We start from the raw sequence: 15,792 nt of genomic DNA on the forward strand, positions 1-15,792 counted from the left end.
GTCACTTCCCGTAGTGGTATCTACAGGCGGCTATGCGGATCTCGTCCTCGGCCAGCTTGTACACGAGCCGGTGTTCATCGGTGATGCGGCGGGACCAATAGCCCTGGAAGCCGTGCCGTAGCGGCTCCGGCTTCCCCAAACCCTCGTTGCCGTTGCGGACTATATCCTTGATCAGAACGTTGATGCGCTTGAGGATCTTCCGGTCCTGGTTCTGCCACCAGACATAGTCCTCCCAGGCGCTCTCCGCCCATACCAGCTTCACTCGTCCGGCTCCCGCTCGATTCCGTGGCCAGACTCCAATTCCTCGATCGCGGTCACCAGGCGTCGCGCGTTCTCTGGGCTGCGCAGTAGGTAAGCGGTCTCTCGGAGGGTCTCGTACTCGGACAGTGCGACCATGACCACCGACTCTCTTCCTGATCTGGTGATGACGACCTCTTCGCGGTCCTCGACCACGGAGTCGAGGGTGGCGGCGTAGTTGGCGCGGGACTCGGAGTAGGTGATGGTCTTCATGCCTCGTCCCTTCTCGGTACGATCGGGCTCAGATTAACTGTACAAGAAATTGTACGCTTGTGCTTGGGGTGCTGAGATTGCTGATCGGTCAAGTGCATCGAGCCAAGTACTTTGGTCGCCTGTTCGTGCACTTCAAGCACTGACGTGCCACAGGTCCCCCCGTTACCCGGGACTCGCTGAACACGTCGCAGCGCCCGTATCGCGCTCGTGGCACGGCGATGACCGGAACCAGTGTCCGTCTCGACCCGCGCCGGAACACACGCGGACCGCGCGAGGCCGGACGTGGCGTCCTGTTCATCAGTGCTGTCCGCCCCGGCTGATGCGGTGCCGCTCAGAAGCCGGAGACCCCGTGCTCGGCGGCGAAGGCGGCCAGTTCCGCGCGGGTCGGTGAGGTCGCCGGCCCGCGCAGCGTCACTGCCCGGGCCGCCGACACGTTGGCGCGCCGGGCCGCCGCATCCAGATCCAGGCCCTCGGCGAGCGCGGCCAGCAACGAACCCACGTGTGCGTCCCCGGCCCCGTTCGTGTCCACGGCCGACACCACGGTGCCCGGGACCCGCACCGGGGCACGGTCTGCTGCGGCGACCACACACCCTCCTGCGCCGTCGCGCACCAGCACGGCCCCGCCCGGGCGCACGCGCGAGGCCAGCGATGCGGCCGCCCGCTCCGGACCGGCCCCGTCCGTGAGCACCGCGGCCTCGGTCGCGTTGGGGCTGAACACGTCCACACGTTCCATCACCCCGGCCAGCAGCGCCGGCTCGATCGAGTCCACCACCGGTGCGGGATCCAACGCCACGAGTACCTGCGGGTGCAGCCCCGTGATCCACGACGCCAAGTCCTCCGCCCGGGGACCGGGCAGCAGTGCGTACCCCACGACGTAGACCGTGTCGCCCGGTGCGGGGGACAAGGAGCGCAGCGTTTCCGGGGGCAGTTCGCTCTCCGCACCCAAACTGGTGACGAAGGTACGTTCGGCGTCCGCCTCCACGAACGCCACACAGAAACCGGTGTCGGAAGCGGACAGCGGAGCGTGTGCCACCTCGACACCCTCCGTCCGCATCGCTTCCCGCGCCAGGTCACCGTTGGGGCCGGTCCCGTGGGCCCCGCCGTAGACCACCGGCATCCCGGCGCGGGAGGCCGCAGCCATCACGTTGAACCCGCCCCCGGGCAGGGCGCGGTGGCTGTCGGCCAGTGTGTCGCCGCCGGGCCGGGGCATGCGGTCGATGGTCATCACCAGGTCGATGATGACCGGACTCACACTGATCAGGCGGCCGCTCACGCGTGCTCTCCTTCCACTCAGGACACCCCAGGATCCCTGGTCCGGGGTGTCTGTGCCACACGGGGTCAATGAGCGGCAAGGCCGAGTTGTGCGAGTTTTTGCCGTGGGCAACCCCTGAACGCCGGTGCCCCGGGTGAGACTCGTTCCAGACACAACCAGTGAGAGGGGAAGGCATGATCACGACCGATCTCGGGCCGGGGACGCCCTGCTGGCTGGAGCTGAACACACCCGATGTGGCGGCCACGGCCGACTTCTACAACCGTGTGTTCGGGTGGACCCTGCACGACATCGGCTTCGATGCCGGGGGCTACCGGTCCATGAGCCGTGGTGGTAAGTCCGCGGCGGCGATCGGTCCTCTGGAACACGAGGAACAACGCCCGGGATGGACGCTCATCTTCGCGTGCGACGACCTCGAGGGCGCTGTCGAGGAGGCCGAGCGCCTCGGCGGTTCGGTCTACGTGGAGCCCTTCTCGATCCCCGCGGTGGGCCAGATGGCTGTCCTCATCGATCCACAAGGGGGTGTGTTCGGCCTCTGGCGCGCGCAGAAGTTCGCCGGGTTCGAAGTGGTCAACGAGCCGGACAGCTTCGGATGGGCCGAACTGTGGACCCCTGACGCGGAGGCGTCCAAGTCCTTCTACGCCGGTGTCCTCGGATGGCAGTACGAGGTCCTCGATCAGGGTGAGAAGGGGTGGTACACGGTGGCGCGCAACGCCGGCGCCCCCTTGGAGGAGTCGCACGGCGGCATCATGCAGCTCAGCCGGGAGTACCTCGCCGACACCGGGGGCGCTCCCGACTGGCACCCGGTCTTCATCGCGGCCGACTGTGATGCGAGCGCCCGGCTGGTGCGGGACAGCGGCGGGAAGGTGCACATGGGGCCGGTCGACGTCCCGCAGGCCGGGAGACTGGCTTTCTGCTCCGATGTGGTCGGTGGCGAATTCGTGTTGCTCACGCCGTCGCCGGCGGGCTGACCCCTCGATGGTCGTCCCTCCGCCCCGGTCTCCTGGGGGCGGAGGGGCTTGACGTGTGCGGTCTCCGGACCGGCCGAGACATGCTGCTGCCTTCGTAGGGCGGACCGCGCTGCAGGCTGTCGCGCGGCCACGGCTCGGCAGGGCTCAGCCCCGGCTGCTCTCCCCGGACGATTCCGCAGCCCGTTGCCGCTGCTCGTGCTTCTCCCGGAAGGCCTCGCGCCTTTCACGCTCGCGCAGGCTGAAGGCAGCGTTGCGTACCGAGTCCTCGCTCTCGAAACCCGACCCGATGGCGCCCGCCACCGTTGCCGCGGACGTCACCAGCAGCGTTATCAGCAGGTAGGTGCTCACACCCACCGACCCCGTGACGTAGGACTGCAGGAGCTCTGAAGGGAGCAACACCAGGCTCGCCGTCAGGTTCACCAGGCACAGGCCGATGTACATGAAGGCCACCCCGGTCCCCAGGGTCAGCACCGTCGAGGCGTTGAACAGAACGGCCTCCTCACGTTCGCCGCGGGGGCGCTCCCTGACCGGTTCCCACAGGTGGTGGTAGACCACGAGCCAACCGGTCATCACCGCCAGAGCCCCGATCACGGTCAGGATCATCCGCCAGGACGAGAGGGTGGTCGCCATTTCCCAGACCGTGGAATTGAGCAGGTAGAAAGCGCTGAAGGCGAAAGCGCCGACCAAGGGCCCGGTCAGCCCCCACACCAGGCGCCAGGGCCGGTTGGCGCGCACCATCCCCAACAGCAACTGGGGGGAGCCCCACCGGGAGGCGATGCGGGAATCGACCCCGTCCTGGTCCGGGGTCTGTCGCTGAAAGCGTCGGTTCAGCACAGGAAGGCGTCTGCGTGCGTGCTGTTCGGTGCCTTCCTCGGGGGTTCCGGGCCGGTACACATCGGCGATCAGCTGGGCCACGACCGCAAGGACCCGGCGTTGCAACCTCACGGCTCCGAAAGCCGGCAGGGAGACCACGACCACGCGCCGCCCGTTGTTCACATCGCCCATGATCGCCTGCTTGCCGACGCGCATGGGCAGGTCGGTGATGCAGACGGCGATGTCCCAGCCGCGCTCGCCCATCTCGGTCGCGGCCAGCTCCATCATCGCCGTGTGCCGGCTGTCACTGGGAGGCAGTCTCTCCTCGCGCGTCTGCACGCTCCATTCCCGGCTGGAGTCGACATGCTCGCTCAACACCCGGGGCAGGTCCTGGGCGAGCTGCCTCCCGAGCAGAACCGGCATTGCCACGGGGTCGGTGATGACCCCTATCGTGATGTGTCTCTCGCCGTTGTCCGTTCCTGATTCGGTCACGACCCCGGCCCTTTCCTGTTCGGCGTGCTGACTGCGACCCGCAGATCTCACTCACCGTACACATTCGGGCCGAAAGGGTTGTCTGCTGCCGTGCTGCGGGAGGCCTGTTTCCCGGTGCTGCTCCTTCGCCCCTTCCGGGCACGGGAGGCCCTGCGATGGGGGCGCGTACGTCCGGTCGGTCCCGCCGTGCTGCCGGACAGGCACGGACGCAGGCGGGTTCGGGGCAGGGGCGTGGCGGCCCGGACGGCGGAGCCGGTGCGGGCAGGAACCTCTTCCGGCCCGCTGCTCCAACGGATCGACACTCTCGGAGCGGGCCGAGGTGCGGACGAGACGTCTTCGGCGGCGCTCTTGGGCCCGCGCTGCCCGGAGGGTCCGACCTCGCCGAGCAGTGGCCGGAGGCGGAGGCTGCGGCCGTCGGGTGTGTGCAGTTGGTACGGATCCTGTGCCGACAGGCCCCGGTCATGAAAAAACCTGGGGCTTCTCTCACTTTCGTGATGCGAGAAGCCCCAGGTCAGGAGCGGAGGATGAGGGATTTGAACCCTCGAGGGGATTACTCCCCAACCGCATTAGCAGTGCGGCGCCCTAGGCCTCTAGGCGAATCCTCCTGGCTGTGATCAGCCTACAGGTCGCGGGGAGGGCGCGCAAAACGGAATGCCCAGGCAGGACTCGGGCCTGCGGCGTGCGCCATGGGAGCGGGCCCCTCCGGGGGCGGAGACGGCCGGGAGCCGGTTCGGCGTTGGTCAGGAGGTCGTGCGTTCGATGATGAGGTCGGCGTCCTGGCGGAGCTTCTCCGTGGCCCGCGAGAGTGTGCTCTTGACCGTGCCGAGCGTGACCCCGAGGCGTGCGGCGATCTGTGCTTCGGTGAGGTCGTCGTAGTAGCGCAGAACCACGGCCGCGCGCTGGCGGTCGGGCAGGCGGTCGACGGCGCGGGCGACCACGTCGGCCAGGTCGCTGCGCCAGGTGGGGTCCTCCGTCCGCTGCTCGGGGATCTCGTCGGTGGGGAAGACCTCCAGGCGGCTGCGGCGCCACTCGGAGATCTGGGTGTTGATCATCGCTCGCCGCACGTACCCGTCCAGGGCCCTGGGGTTGGTGATGCGGTCCCAGGACAGGAAGGTCTTCACGAGGGCTGCCTGGAGCAGGTCCTCGGCGTCGGTATGACTGTTGGTGAGGTTGCGGGCCATGCGGAGCAGGGCCGGTCCCCGCTCGGCGACGTATCCGCTGAAGTCGTCGAACCTGGGGCTCTGGGTGGTCCCCGCCACGGCGATCACCGACCCTCTCCGTGACGTGATGTGCTTTTTGTCCCATTTCTCTTCCTCACTGTCACACAGCACCGGCAAAAGCTCGGGAGTATGGACACCACGCACTCGCAAACCGGCATCTTTCCAGGCCACGCATGCGGCACTCCAAGGACACGAATCGGTGCGTACCGGCGTGTAACCGGAGTCGGAGGGGCCACATCGGCAGAATGGGCACGGAGGACGAGACGGGGGACAAGGGGGCGCAAACGACATGTCAGTGATCACCGAGAGCGGACGGGACCGGGCGCGGTTCACGGCCGCGGTACTCGGACCCGACACGGCGCCCGTGCCCACACCGATCGGGATCCGTGTGGCGCGCGGTGTAGTGGTCGGCGTGACCTCCTACATGCTGTGCCTGGCCACCGAACGGGGCGAGGAACGGTTCCTGTTCGAACGGGTCACCACGTTCTGGCGGGGCGGCGAGTCCGGGGCAGAGGACCTGCGTGTGGGCGACGACGCCGTCGTCCGCTGTTCCCGTGACGGACGCCTGGTCGCCGAACGGGTGTGGGCCCAGCTCGCCCGCGCCACGGGTGTGATCGTCGACCGGCAGGGCGAGTCGATCGTCGTCGACCCCGGCCACGGGAGGAAACGCCGGACCGTGGTCCTGCCCTACCGCACCTCCGGGCGGATCTCCGTGCGGCACCCGCGGCTGGTCCCGGGTTACGTGTTCGACGCCGTCGGTGTGTGGCGCGACGACGAGGTCTGGGCCGCCCGGCCCGCGACCACCCAGCCGCCCCATCCGCTGCGGGCCGCGCCGCCCCGGCCGCCGGTGCGTACACACAGGAGCACACTCAACGGCATCGCGACCTGGTACGACCCCTCGTGGGGCCGGTCCACGCACCTCGACCCGCGGGCCACGGCCGCAGGCGCGGCCTACCCGGTCCTGGACCGGGAGAGCCACACATCCGGCTGTGACGCCCGTACCCCGTGTGTGCCGCTGCCCCAGTTGTCGGTGGGCGCACGGCTGAGCCTGCGCAACGACTGCACGCGGGAGTCCGGCGTACTGGAAGTCCTCGGCTGCGCCGCGGCCGACAGCTGGCTGTGCGATCTGTGCCCCGCGTGCGGCGGCCAGGGGGCCGGTCGCGTCGCATCCCTCACCCTGGCTTCCTTCGTCGCCCTCGGCGGGCAGCCGGAGGAAGGGTGCTTCAACGCCACCGTGACCGTAGCGACCGGGGAGGAATGAGTATGCCCACGGAGCTGATGCAGGTCGTCGAGGCCGCCAGGGAGGTGCAGTTGCCGCTCCTGGCGGTACTGCTGGCCCTTGCGGCCGCTGCCAAACTCACGCCGCGCGGTGCCGGGGGCGGCCTTGCCGTTCTGGTGCCCGAGCGGCTCAGGGTCGCGTCCGCCGTCGCCGTCGGCCTGTCGGAAGCGGTCCTGGCGGTCGGCCTCCTCGTGGCCGACGGCCTCCTGGGGGAGGGCTCCCGTGCCCTGACCGCGTTCCTCTTCGCCGGATCGGCGGCCGTGCTCCTGCTCGTGCGGCGCCGCGCCCCCGAGGCCGGGTGCGGGTGTTTCGGCGGACTCAGCAGGGAGCCCGTCGGATGGCGCTCCCTCACCCGCGCGGGCCTGCTGTCCGCCGCTGCTCTGGCCGCACTCGGCCTGGCTCCCGCCGGGTGGGAGGTGCTGGCCTCGTTCACCTGGGCCCACGCAGCGGTGCTCGGGGTGGAGCTGCTCGTCCTGGCCTCACTCAGCCCCGAGCTGCGCGTCCTGGCCGCACGGCTCCTGCGGCGGGAACCGTGCGAGCTGCGCCGGCACCCGCTCCGCCGGTCCCGGCGCCGGTTGCGTCGCAGCGAGGTGTGGCGCACCAACCGGCCCACCCTGCTGTCCGAGGAGCACGAGGACCAGTGGCGGCACGGCTGCTGGCGATTCCTGCGCCACGACGGGCTGCGGCACGGACGCAGGGTCGACGTCGTCTTCGCGGTCCGTTCCGGCGGCAAACGCAACACCGCGGTGCGGGCCACCGTCGTCGACCGGGAGAGTCAGGACGTGCTGGCTTCCTACGGGGCCGTGTCGACCCGGCCTCTTCCCGAGCCGCCCCGCAAACTCCAGGCACCGCGACGGGCCGCACGCCAGAAGGCCGGGTTCCGGGACGAGGCCGAGGCCGAGCGCACGCTGAACGAGGCCCTGGAGAACCGTTCCGGCAAGCCCCGAAAGGACCCGGAGGCGGGACGTCCCGTCTGAGCGGGGCTGGGCGTGCGGCAGACGCAGCAGCCATCGGTGCCCGCCGGACGCGCAGGGGTGTGTCCGGTGGGCACTTCCCGTCGCGGTGGTCTTCCCCCGGACGCGGGCGGACGTGCCGATTGCCTCCTACCCCAGGGTCTGGTTCTGCCGGTCGATCGCGGCCTCGGTGAACCCGACCAGCATCTCCTCGTACTCGGCGGGGTCGCCGTCGCCGATGACGGAGGTCGTGCCGAGCACGCCGTCGTTGCGGTAGAGGACGCTGATCATGCTGCTGAGCTCGCCGTCGGTCTCCACGTCGATGCTGTGTGCGCGTGACTCGTCCCCCACCTCCTGAAGGTCCAGATCACCGACGCTGTATTCGGAGCTGGTGCCGTCCTCGTAAGTGGCGGTGTATTCGCTGCAGTCCGCGGGAGGGGTCTCGTCGAGCGCCTCGGAGGCCTCCTCGGACGGCAACTGCACCAGCAGACTGGTGACCACGCCCTTCTCCCACTCGTAGGTGGCCACGGAGGTGGGGGCGTCCTGGACCGTGTCGAGGTCGCCCCACCGGTTGGTGGCGTCGACACACTCGGGTTTGTCCAGTTCGGTGCCGTCGCGGATCTCGGCGCTGTACTGGACGGTGGTCAGCTCCGAGTACGCTCCGGACTCACCGCCCTCCGACAGCTGGGTGACGTCCTGGAACTGCAGGAGCTGTGCCTCGTGCAGTTGGTCGGCGTCACCCTGTGCCTCGGCGCCTCCGCCACCGCACGCGGTCAGTCCCAGGGCCAGGGCCGCGGCCGCCGTCGTGCGGAGCCCGGGGGGGGAGAACGGGGGAAGGATTGCCAGGTTGCCCTTGTGACCAGCGTCGACCCGGTGGGAGCGTGGTGGACGATGGCATGAACGCATGGTGTTATCTCCTCGTTTGTGCAATATTGCCGCTGGGAGCGGTGACCGACCCCGATAGCTCAGTGTGATTCGGGGTTAGCACAAAGTATTGAGGAAGGACGAAGGTGTCGGAGTCGAAACCGCAATATCTGCGGTCCGTACTGGAGAGCATCCCGGCCTACAAGCCCGGAAAGAAGGTCGTCGGGCCCGAGGGGCGCTCCATCAAACTGTCCTCCAACGAGAGCCCTCACGGGCCGCTCCCGTCGGTGCGTGAGGCCATTGCGCAGGCCTCCGCCGAGATCAACCGCTACCCCGACCCCGGGGCGGCCGAGCTCACTGCGGCCCTGGCCGCACGCCTGGATGTGCCCGAGGAGCACCTCGCCCTCGGCGCCGGATCGGTCGGGGTGCTCCAGCAGCTCCTGGCGGCCGTCGGCGAACCCGGCTCGGAACTCGTCTACGCGTGGCGCTCCTTCGAGGCCTATCCGCTGCTCGCGGAGCTCTCGGGCATGACCTCGGTGCGCGTGCCCCTGCGCGAGGAGGTCCACGATCTCGACGCCATGGCCGACGCCATCACCGACCGGACCCGCATGGTCCTGGTCTGCAACCCCAACAACCCCACGGGCACCACCGTGCGCGAGGACGAACTCACTGCTTTCCTCGACCGTGTGCCCGACCACGTCCTGGTCGTGCTGGACGAGGCCTACTGCGAGTACGTACGGGACCCCGCCGTACCCGACGGCCTCGACCTGTACCGTGACCGTCCCAACGTCGCCGTCCTTCGCACCTTCTCCAAGGCCTACGGCCTTGCCGCGGTCCGTCTGGGCTTCCTCGTCGGCCACCCGCAGGTCACCTCGGCCGTCAGGAAGACCCTCGTACCGTTCGCGGTCAACCACCTGGCCCAGGCAGCCGGGGTCGCATCCCTCGCCGCGGAGAAGGAACTCCTGGAGCGTGTGCAGGCCACCGTGGAGGAACGCGCGCGCGTACGCGACGCCCTCCTGGAGGCCGGCTGGACCGTGCCCCCGACCGAGGCCAACTTCGTGTGGCTGCGTGCGGGCGAGGACACTCTCGACCTCGCCGAGGCCTGTGCCGAGGTCGGGGTCTCCGTGCGTCCCTTCGATGGAGAGGGCGCCCGTGTCAGCATCGGCACCCCGGAGGAGAACGACGTGTTCCTGTCGGTGGCCACGGAGTACCCCCGGCGCCGTTAGGGAGCGTGCAGGAGTGCGGGGGGCGACCAGCTCCCCAGCACCCTCATCACGCGCGGGGCCCTGATCCCTTTCTCGCAGGGGCACCGGAGCAAGGTCCGAAGGACCGGCTCCGGTGCCCCTCTTGCTGTGTCGGCCGCTTTGCGGACCGGAGCTCCAGGCCGTCCAGGAGTCCGCCATGGGACGGCAAGCCGCTCCACCCGGCGGGGCAAGCCGCCCACCACGACTGCCGGTTCGACGCTCGGAACCCCTGCAATCCCGAAGCAAGCGATGTGCAAGGGAGCGTCCCGATGCTGGGTTCTGCGTTCCGCACCGATGGAAGGCACGCCAGGTGCACCCTCCACGTCCATCGGGACCGGTGCGGCGTACCCGTCGAGACCGATCCTTGTGAGCAGGGGACCACTTCCATGCAGGCAGATCCCAGGGGCGCGGAGGCCGAGGGCGAGCACCACGATGCAGTGTGGTCGGCCCGGCCGCGTCTGCGCCACGACGTCCTCTTCGCCGACACCGGGTCCGGGGTGCTCCTCAGGCACGCCGAGGCCAGCTTCGTCGTCAAGGGACGCAGCGCCTACCGCTTCTTCTCGGCCCTGTCGCCGTTCCTCGACGGCGAGGCCACCGTCGAGGAACTGGCCGCGGCCGTCCCCGCCGGTCAGCACCCCATGTTGCTCGGGCTGATGCGTACCCTGCTCGACCGCGGTTTCGCGCGTGACCGGAGCCCTGCGAACGACGACGCTCTCGACGAGCACGTCCGGAAACACTTCCGGCGCCAGATCGACTACGTCGAGCATTACGCCGATGGTGCCGTGGAACGCTTCGCGCGCTTCCGTGGCCTGCACGTACTCGTGGCGGGCGAAGGGGACGTCGCCGAGTGGGCCGCTCTGGCCCTGATCCGGAACGGAGCGGCCGCCGTACACACAGCGGGCCCGACCCAGGCCCCGGAGCGTGTGTCCGAGGAGGCCCGGAACCTGGAAGAGCAGGGGTGCACGGCCCGGGTGCGTGCGACCGACCTCGTCCTCGACGACCTGCGCGCCAAGGACCTGGGCGGTTACGACGTGGTCCTGCTCGCCGACCCCCACGCTCCGTCCCGGGTCTGGCACCTGTGCACGGACGAGGACGCGCCCCCTCTCCTGCCCACCGTGGTCATGGGCGACCGCGCGATGCTCGGACCGCTCCATACGCCGGAGACCGGCAGCTGCTGGAACTGTGCCCTCCTCAGATACACCGATGCGGCCCCCGCGGACGAGGCCGCACGTGTGTGGCGCGGCCTCACGGTCGGCGAGAGCCCCGGGCAGAGCGGCGCACTGCCGGGCCCGCAGGCAGCGATGCTCGGCAACGCCCTGGCCTTCGAGGTGTTCCGCTGGTCGACGGGTGTCCTGGACACGGAGACCGTGGGCGCGGCACTGTTCCAGGACATCCGCACCCTCGACACCTCGTCTGAGCAGGTACTGCCGCATCCCCGGTGCCCGCGCTGCCCCGAGAGCGCTGGGTCCCGCGGCACGTCCGTGCCCGCCCTGGCCGACGTGGTCCCCGGCCCCTCCGACGACACCTCGGTGGAGACGGGGTACGAGGCGGCCGAGAACATGGTCGGCCCCCGGGCAGGCCTGATCACCGAGCACCTCGACCTCGAACTGTCCCAGTCCCCGTTGAAGGTCGGCAGGGTCGCGCTCGCCGGACACGGGAACAGGGGGCACGAGATCGCCCGTGCGGACATCCACACCACGCTGCGGGCGCGCTTGCGGACCCTGCGGGCCGCCGCCCTGCACCACGTGAGTGAGAACGCGGTACTGCTCCCGGTCCCCGGCACCGAGGAGCCGGTACCGCTGGGCGCCGACCGGATCAGCACCGCCACGGGTGCCCCCGAGGTCCTCGGCGGAGGGGAACGGGCCCACGGGGTCGGTCTGCTCGACCGCACCGTCTACGAGGTCCCCGCCGCAGCGGTCCACCCGCTCTCCGGTCTCAACACAGCTGGTGCCTTCGAACGCACCCGCGCCGGCGAGGGGGCCGGGAGCGAACCGGGACACGCGGTCCACGACGCCCTCCTCAGCGCCGCCGCCTTCGACGGCCTGCGTGCCGTGCTCGCCGGACACCCCGCCCAGCGGGTGTCGCCGGGTGCACATCCCGAGAACAGCGAACTGGGTTTCCTGATGAGCGTGGCCGGGACCATGGACCTGGAGACGGAGATGTTGCGTCTGCCCGGGCCTGCGGCCGCTGTCCTGGTCCGGGACACCGGCTCGACGGATTGGGAGATCGGGTACGGCAGCACACCGATGGAGGCGGTGACCGCCGCCCTACGGGACCTGATCGCCCGGATCCAGTACGCCGAGGCCGGGGTCGACGGCACCGCGACCGGCCCTTCCTGGTCGGCGACCCTGGATCCACGAGCTCTGCCCGTGGGAGGACAGGCGCCGGAAGGGTGGTTGACCGACACCGCCCCCGTCGGCGCCGAGCAGGTCTGCGCAGAGCTGGCACGTGAAGGACGTGAAGCCGTCGTCGTCCCCACCGGTACGCCCGACCTGGTCGGTTGTGGTGTCCACACGGCCAGGGTGTTGCTCACGAGGGCCGCCGACACCGTGCGAAACGAAGCATCCGAATGAGCCGGGCAGTACAGCGGGGCGGGGCGCACACCCCGCCGGAGCGGGTGGACGACCCGCTGGAGCGGTCACGGAAGTTCCTGGAAGAGGCGCTCCGTCCCGAGGCCGTGTCCTTCGGGCCGGGGACACGGATCACGGTCGGGCTCCTGGGTGAGCGTGACCTGTTGTGGGATCCGGACGAGCGTTGGTGGGCGGAGATGGACGCCGGGCAGACCTGCCTGCCCGTCCTCCTGTACGACACGTCCGTGCTCGTGGGCCCGGTCGTCGGGCACGGGAGCACCCGGGCCCCGGGGTGCGCCGTGTGTCTCGCGCGCCGGTGGCAGCAGTTGAGACCGGACGAGGACCGCGACGCGCTGGAGCACGGGAGCCGCATGGGGGCGCCCCGTGAATCGCCCTTCATCACCGGGTTCGGGATCGACACGGTCAGGGCGGTGATCGCCTCGTCGACCTCCGACGCCCTGCGCGGGGCGGCCGACGTCCAGGGCAACAGGTACGTCCGCCGGGTGGACCTGACGGATCTGAGTGTGCGGCGGCACCCCTTGCTCGCCGATGCGCACTGCCCGCTCTGCGGGGGGATGCCCGACGAGGACGCACAGAGCGCGGAGCTCGCGATGGCCGCACGGCCCGAGACGGCGCCCGGCAGCAGCCGGACACACGCGGTGTCGGAGTACACGATCTCCGAGGAGGCCCTTGCCAACCCCGTGTGCGGGGCCCTGGCTGCGCGGGGCATCATGCGTCTGGGCAACACGACGACGGCTCCGACGGTCGGCTACGTCTCCGTACGCGGATCCGGGTACCTGCATCCCTCGTTCTGGGGCGGCCACGCCGACACCTACGCCGCCAGCCTGCGGCTGGGACTCCTCGAAGGGATGGAACGCCAGTCGGGACTGCTGCCCAGGAACCGCCGTCCGGCCGTCAGGGGCAGTTACCGGGAACTGGCGGACGAGGCGCTCGACCCCAGGGAGCTGGGGACCTACGACGACCGGTTCTACGAACACAACCCGGGGTTCCAGCGGTTCTCCGAGGACACACCGCTGACCTGGGTCCGGGCGTACTCCCTGGGCCGGCAGCGTCCCGTCCTGGTACCCGAGGTCTCGGTCTACTACCACGGGAACGGTGACGACAAGAAGATCGTCCAGGAGTGCTCCAACGGGTGCGCCACCGGTGGCAGCCCGGAGGAGGCCGCCCTGCACGGGCTGCTGGAACGGATCGAACGCGACGCCTTCCTACTGGCCTGGTACGGACAGTTGCCGACCACGGAGATCGACGCCGACAGCTGGCGTTCCCGCCCGTTGCGATGGCTGATCCGGCGGTTGGCCCTGTACGGCTACCGTGCACGGTTCTTCGACGCCCGTCCGGCCTTCGACGTCCCCGTGGTGGTGGCGGTCGCCGAGCGTGTCGACGGCGGCCCCGGAACTCTGTGTTTCGGCGCGAGTGCGGCCCCGGACCCGGAAGCGGCTGCCGAAGCTGCGCTCCGCGAGACGGCCTACGAAGTGCCGCACGCCGCGGGGTACGCCGCCCACAGCCGCCAACGGTTGCTGTCCATGGCGGCCGATTTCACGCGGATCAGGGAGCTGGCGGACCACCCGCGCCTGTACGGCCTGCCGGAGATGCGCACCCACGCGGACCACTTCCTCGGTCCCCGGGGCGCTGACCGCGAGACCGTCCCCGCGGAACAGGTCTACGAGGAGTGGTACCGCAAGCGACCGCACACCGGAGACCTCACCGACGATCTGCGGTACTGCCGGGACGAGCTCGCACGGGCCGGGTTCGACACCCTCGTGGTCGACCAGACCTCGCCCGAGCAGCGACGCAGCGGGGTGCACACGGTGTGTGTGCTGACCCCCGGTCTCCTCCCCATCGACTTCGGCTGGGACCGGCAGCGGGCACTCCTCATGCCGAGGATCGGCCGGGTCGCCCGGGACCACGGGTGGGAACCGCAACGTGTCCGCGAGGCCCTCTCGGCCGCCGTCCCCCACCCGTTCCCGTGAGCCGCCGCGCCGCCGGTGCCTGCCAACAGCCGAAGGAGCCAGCCATGTCAGCCGTGGACACCTATGTCGAGGCCATCGTGCGCCGGGCGAGGGAACCGATGGAGCCGCACGGTTTCGAGCCCGACTGGGCGGACCAGCCGCGCCGACACAAGTACTACCCGGGTGCCGAGCACCATCCCCTTCCCTCCGCCGCACCGCTCCCCGGGACCCTGGAAGAGGGCCTGGACCCCGTCCGGGACGTGGACGCCGTCGGCCGGTGGTCGGTCGAGAGCCTGTCCTCGCTGCTGCGGGACTCCTACGGGCTCACGGGGCGGCGCCTGGCCGTGCACGGCAACCCGGATCTGCGCGGTATGCCGTGGTACCCCTCGGCGACCTGGTCGCGCGGGACCGCGTCCGGGGGAGGGCTCTACCCCTTGGAGATCTACTGGGTCGCCGGAGCAGGCGGGCCTCTGACCCCGGGCGTCTACAACTACAGCTCGCCCCACCACTCCATGCAGCGTCTCCTGACCGGAGACGTCAGCGCACACGTGCACCGGGCACTGCCGGAGGGGGCCCCGTACAGCGGCCAGTACCTGTTGGTCTCCGTCAAGTTCTGGAAGAACTCCTTCAAGTACAACAGCTTCTCCTACCACGCAGTCACCATGGACCTCGGCACGCTCCTGGGGACCTGGCGGGCGAACGCACGGGCGGCAGGCCTCGACCTGCGGCCGCACTTGTGGTTCGACGAGCCGGCGTTGGACCGGTTGCTGGGGTTGGACCCGACGGACGAGAGCGTCATGGCCGTGATCCCCCTGCCGTGGCAGGACGGCGGACCTGCGGCCCCCTCGCCCCCGGCCGGGTCCCCCTCGGTGCGGCTCCCGGAGTCGGAACGGTCGCGTGCGACGGTGCGCTTCTCCCAGGTGACCGAGGCACACGAGCAGACCCTGGATGCCCCGGCGGTCGAACCCGAGCCGCGCCGGTTCGAGGGTGTCCGGGGGCCTGTCCCTTCCTCCGGCGCGGACGAACACCGGCTCCCCGTGCCCCGGCCGCTCGACACCTCCCTGATCACGGCCCTGCGCGAGAGGCGCAGCAGTTTCGGCCGGTTCAGTTCTTCGACACGGATGGAGCCGCAGGAGCTCTCCACGGTCCTGGCCGCTGCGGACCGCGCGACCGGCCTCGTGAACGGTTCGGGGACGAGCCGGACGGCGGTGTTCGTCAACCACGTCGCCGATCTGGCCCCCGGAGCCTACGACCACGTGCCCGGTACGTCGGCCCTGCGCCGGGTGCGCGAGGGCCCCGTGGCCGATTTCCTGCAGAGCAACTACTTCCTCAACAACTACAACCTGGAGCAGTGCGCCGCCGTGCTCACGGTCGTGGCGCGTCCCACCGCGGTGACCTCGGCTGTAGGACCGCGCGGCTACAGGTTGGCCAACGCCGAGGTCGGAGCCGTGGCCCAGAGCGTGTACCTGGCGTGCGCCGCGCTCGGCCTCGGGTGCGGTGCGGCCCTGGGCTTCGACAACGTCTCTTACCGGGACGAACTGCGCATCGAGGACCGACATGAGTGGCCGCTGCTGATTCTCATGATCGGCCATGAACGTACAGGTCAACCGGAGTTCGTGTACCGAAATGACTGATG

13 protein-coding genes and 1 tRNA gene are annotated in these 15,792 nt (G+C 70.1%); 7 read left to right on the forward strand and 7 right to left on the reverse strand.

The window, feature by feature from the left end:
* Window position 1: 1 nt before the first annotated feature.
* The 3 genes from D456_RS0116295 to D456_RS0116305 all read right to left on the reverse strand — a co-directional run bounded on the left by D456_RS0116295 (window position 2) and on the right by D456_RS0116305 (window position 1,783).
* Window positions 2–262: a Txe/YoeB family addiction module toxin gene (locus D456_RS0116295; protein ID WP_017577250.1), complete on the reverse strand. Its 261-nt coding sequence runs from the start codon at window positions 260–262 to the stop codon at window positions 2–4.
* Window positions 259–510, reverse strand: coding sequence for a type II toxin-antitoxin system Phd/YefM family antitoxin (locus tag D456_RS0116300; RefSeq protein ID WP_017577251.1), 252 nt, complete (start codon window positions 508–510; stop codon window positions 259–261). The genes D456_RS0116295 and D456_RS0116300 overlap by 4 nt, the downstream gene beginning before the upstream one ends.
* Window positions 511–841: 331 nt before the next feature.
* Complete coding sequence (locus tag D456_RS0116305) at window positions 842–1,783, reverse strand: PfkB family carbohydrate kinase (RefSeq protein ID WP_017577252.1); 942 nt, start codon at window positions 1,781–1,783, stop codon at window positions 842–844.
* Between the two features lie 173 nt (window positions 1,784–1,956).
* Here D456_RS0116305 and D456_RS0116310 point away from each other — a divergent pair, with 173 nt between their 5' ends.
* The gene (locus tag D456_RS0116310; RefSeq protein ID WP_017577253.1) at window positions 1,957–2,751 is read left to right on the forward strand and encodes a VOC family protein; all 795 of its coding nucleotides are present in this window, start codon (window positions 1,957–1,959) and stop codon (window positions 2,749–2,751) included.
* A 144-nt stretch (window positions 2,752–2,895) separates the two neighbouring features.
* Here the strand turns inward: D456_RS0116310 and D456_RS0116315 are convergent, their stop codons facing one another.
* The 3 genes from D456_RS0116315 to D456_RS0116325 form a co-directional block, all read right to left on the reverse strand.
* The gene (locus tag D456_RS0116315) at window positions 2,896–4,056 is read right to left on the reverse strand and encodes a hypothetical protein (RefSeq protein WP_017577254.1); all 1,161 of its coding nucleotides are present in this window, start codon (window positions 4,054–4,056) and stop codon (window positions 2,896–2,898) included.
* A 518-nt stretch (window positions 4,057–4,574) separates the two neighbouring features.
* Window positions 4,575–4,661: transfer RNA gene (locus D456_RS0116320), tRNA-Ser, on the reverse strand.
* Between the two features lie 135 nt (window positions 4,662–4,796).
* Window positions 4,797–5,324, reverse strand: coding sequence for a SigE family RNA polymerase sigma factor (locus tag D456_RS0116325; RefSeq protein ID WP_017577255.1), 528 nt, complete (start codon window positions 5,322–5,324; stop codon window positions 4,797–4,799).
* Window positions 5,325–5,565: 241 nt separating this feature from the next.
* Between D456_RS0116325 and D456_RS0116330 the strand changes: the two genes are divergently transcribed.
* Window positions 5,566–6,537: a hypothetical protein gene (locus tag D456_RS0116330; protein ID WP_017577256.1), complete on the forward strand. Its 972-nt coding sequence runs from the start codon at window positions 5,566–5,568 to the stop codon at window positions 6,535–6,537.
* Window positions 6,534–7,532 (forward strand): MauE/DoxX family redox-associated membrane protein, encoded by a 999-nt coding sequence (locus D456_RS0116335; RefSeq protein WP_026115940.1) that lies wholly within the window; start codon window positions 6,534–6,536, stop codon window positions 7,530–7,532. Before D456_RS0116330 ends, D456_RS0116335 begins: the two co-directional genes overlap by 4 nt.
* A 126-nt stretch (window positions 7,533–7,658) precedes the next feature.
* On the opposite strand, the gene D456_RS0116340 is transcribed toward D456_RS0116335, so the two are convergent.
* On the reverse strand, window positions 7,659–8,414 hold the full coding sequence (locus tag D456_RS0116340; protein WP_017577258.1) for a hypothetical protein: 756 nt from the start codon (window positions 8,412–8,414) through the stop codon (window positions 7,659–7,661).
* Window positions 8,415–8,518: 104 nt separating this feature from the next.
* Here D456_RS0116340 and hisC point away from each other — a divergent pair, with 104 nt between their 5' ends.
* The 4 genes from hisC (at window position 8,519) to D456_RS0116360 (ending at window position 15,790) form a co-directional block, all read left to right on the forward strand.
* A complete protein-coding gene (gene hisC, locus D456_RS0116345; RefSeq protein WP_017577259.1) occupies window positions 8,519–9,598 on the forward strand; it encodes a histidinol-phosphate transaminase in 1,080 nt (359 codons plus the stop codon).
* Window positions 9,599–10,002: 404 nt separating this feature from the next.
* The gene (locus D456_RS0116350; RefSeq protein WP_017577260.1) at window positions 10,003–12,189 is read left to right on the forward strand and encodes a TOMM precursor leader peptide-binding protein; all 2,187 of its coding nucleotides are present in this window, start codon (window positions 10,003–10,005) and stop codon (window positions 12,187–12,189) included.
* Window positions 12,186–14,177, forward strand: a complete 1,992-nt coding sequence (locus tag D456_RS0116355; RefSeq protein WP_152442593.1) for a TOMM precursor leader peptide-binding protein — start codon at window positions 12,186–12,188, stop codon at window positions 14,175–14,177. Before D456_RS0116350 ends, D456_RS0116355 begins: the two co-directional genes overlap by 4 nt.
* Window positions 14,178–14,221: 44 nt before the next feature.
* Window positions 14,222–15,790 carry a nitroreductase family protein gene (locus tag D456_RS0116360; protein WP_017577262.1) on the forward strand — a complete coding sequence of 523 codons (1,569 nt, stop codon included), beginning with the start codon at window positions 14,222–14,224 and terminating at the stop codon, window positions 15,788–15,790.
* The last annotated feature ends 2 nt before the right edge of the window (window positions 15,791–15,792 follow it).

It is taken from the genome of Nocardiopsis kunsanensis DSM 44524 (assembly GCF_000340965.1).
Taxonomy (GTDB): Bacteria; Actinomycetota; Actinomycetes; order Streptosporangiales; family Streptosporangiaceae; genus Nocardiopsis; species Nocardiopsis kunsanensis.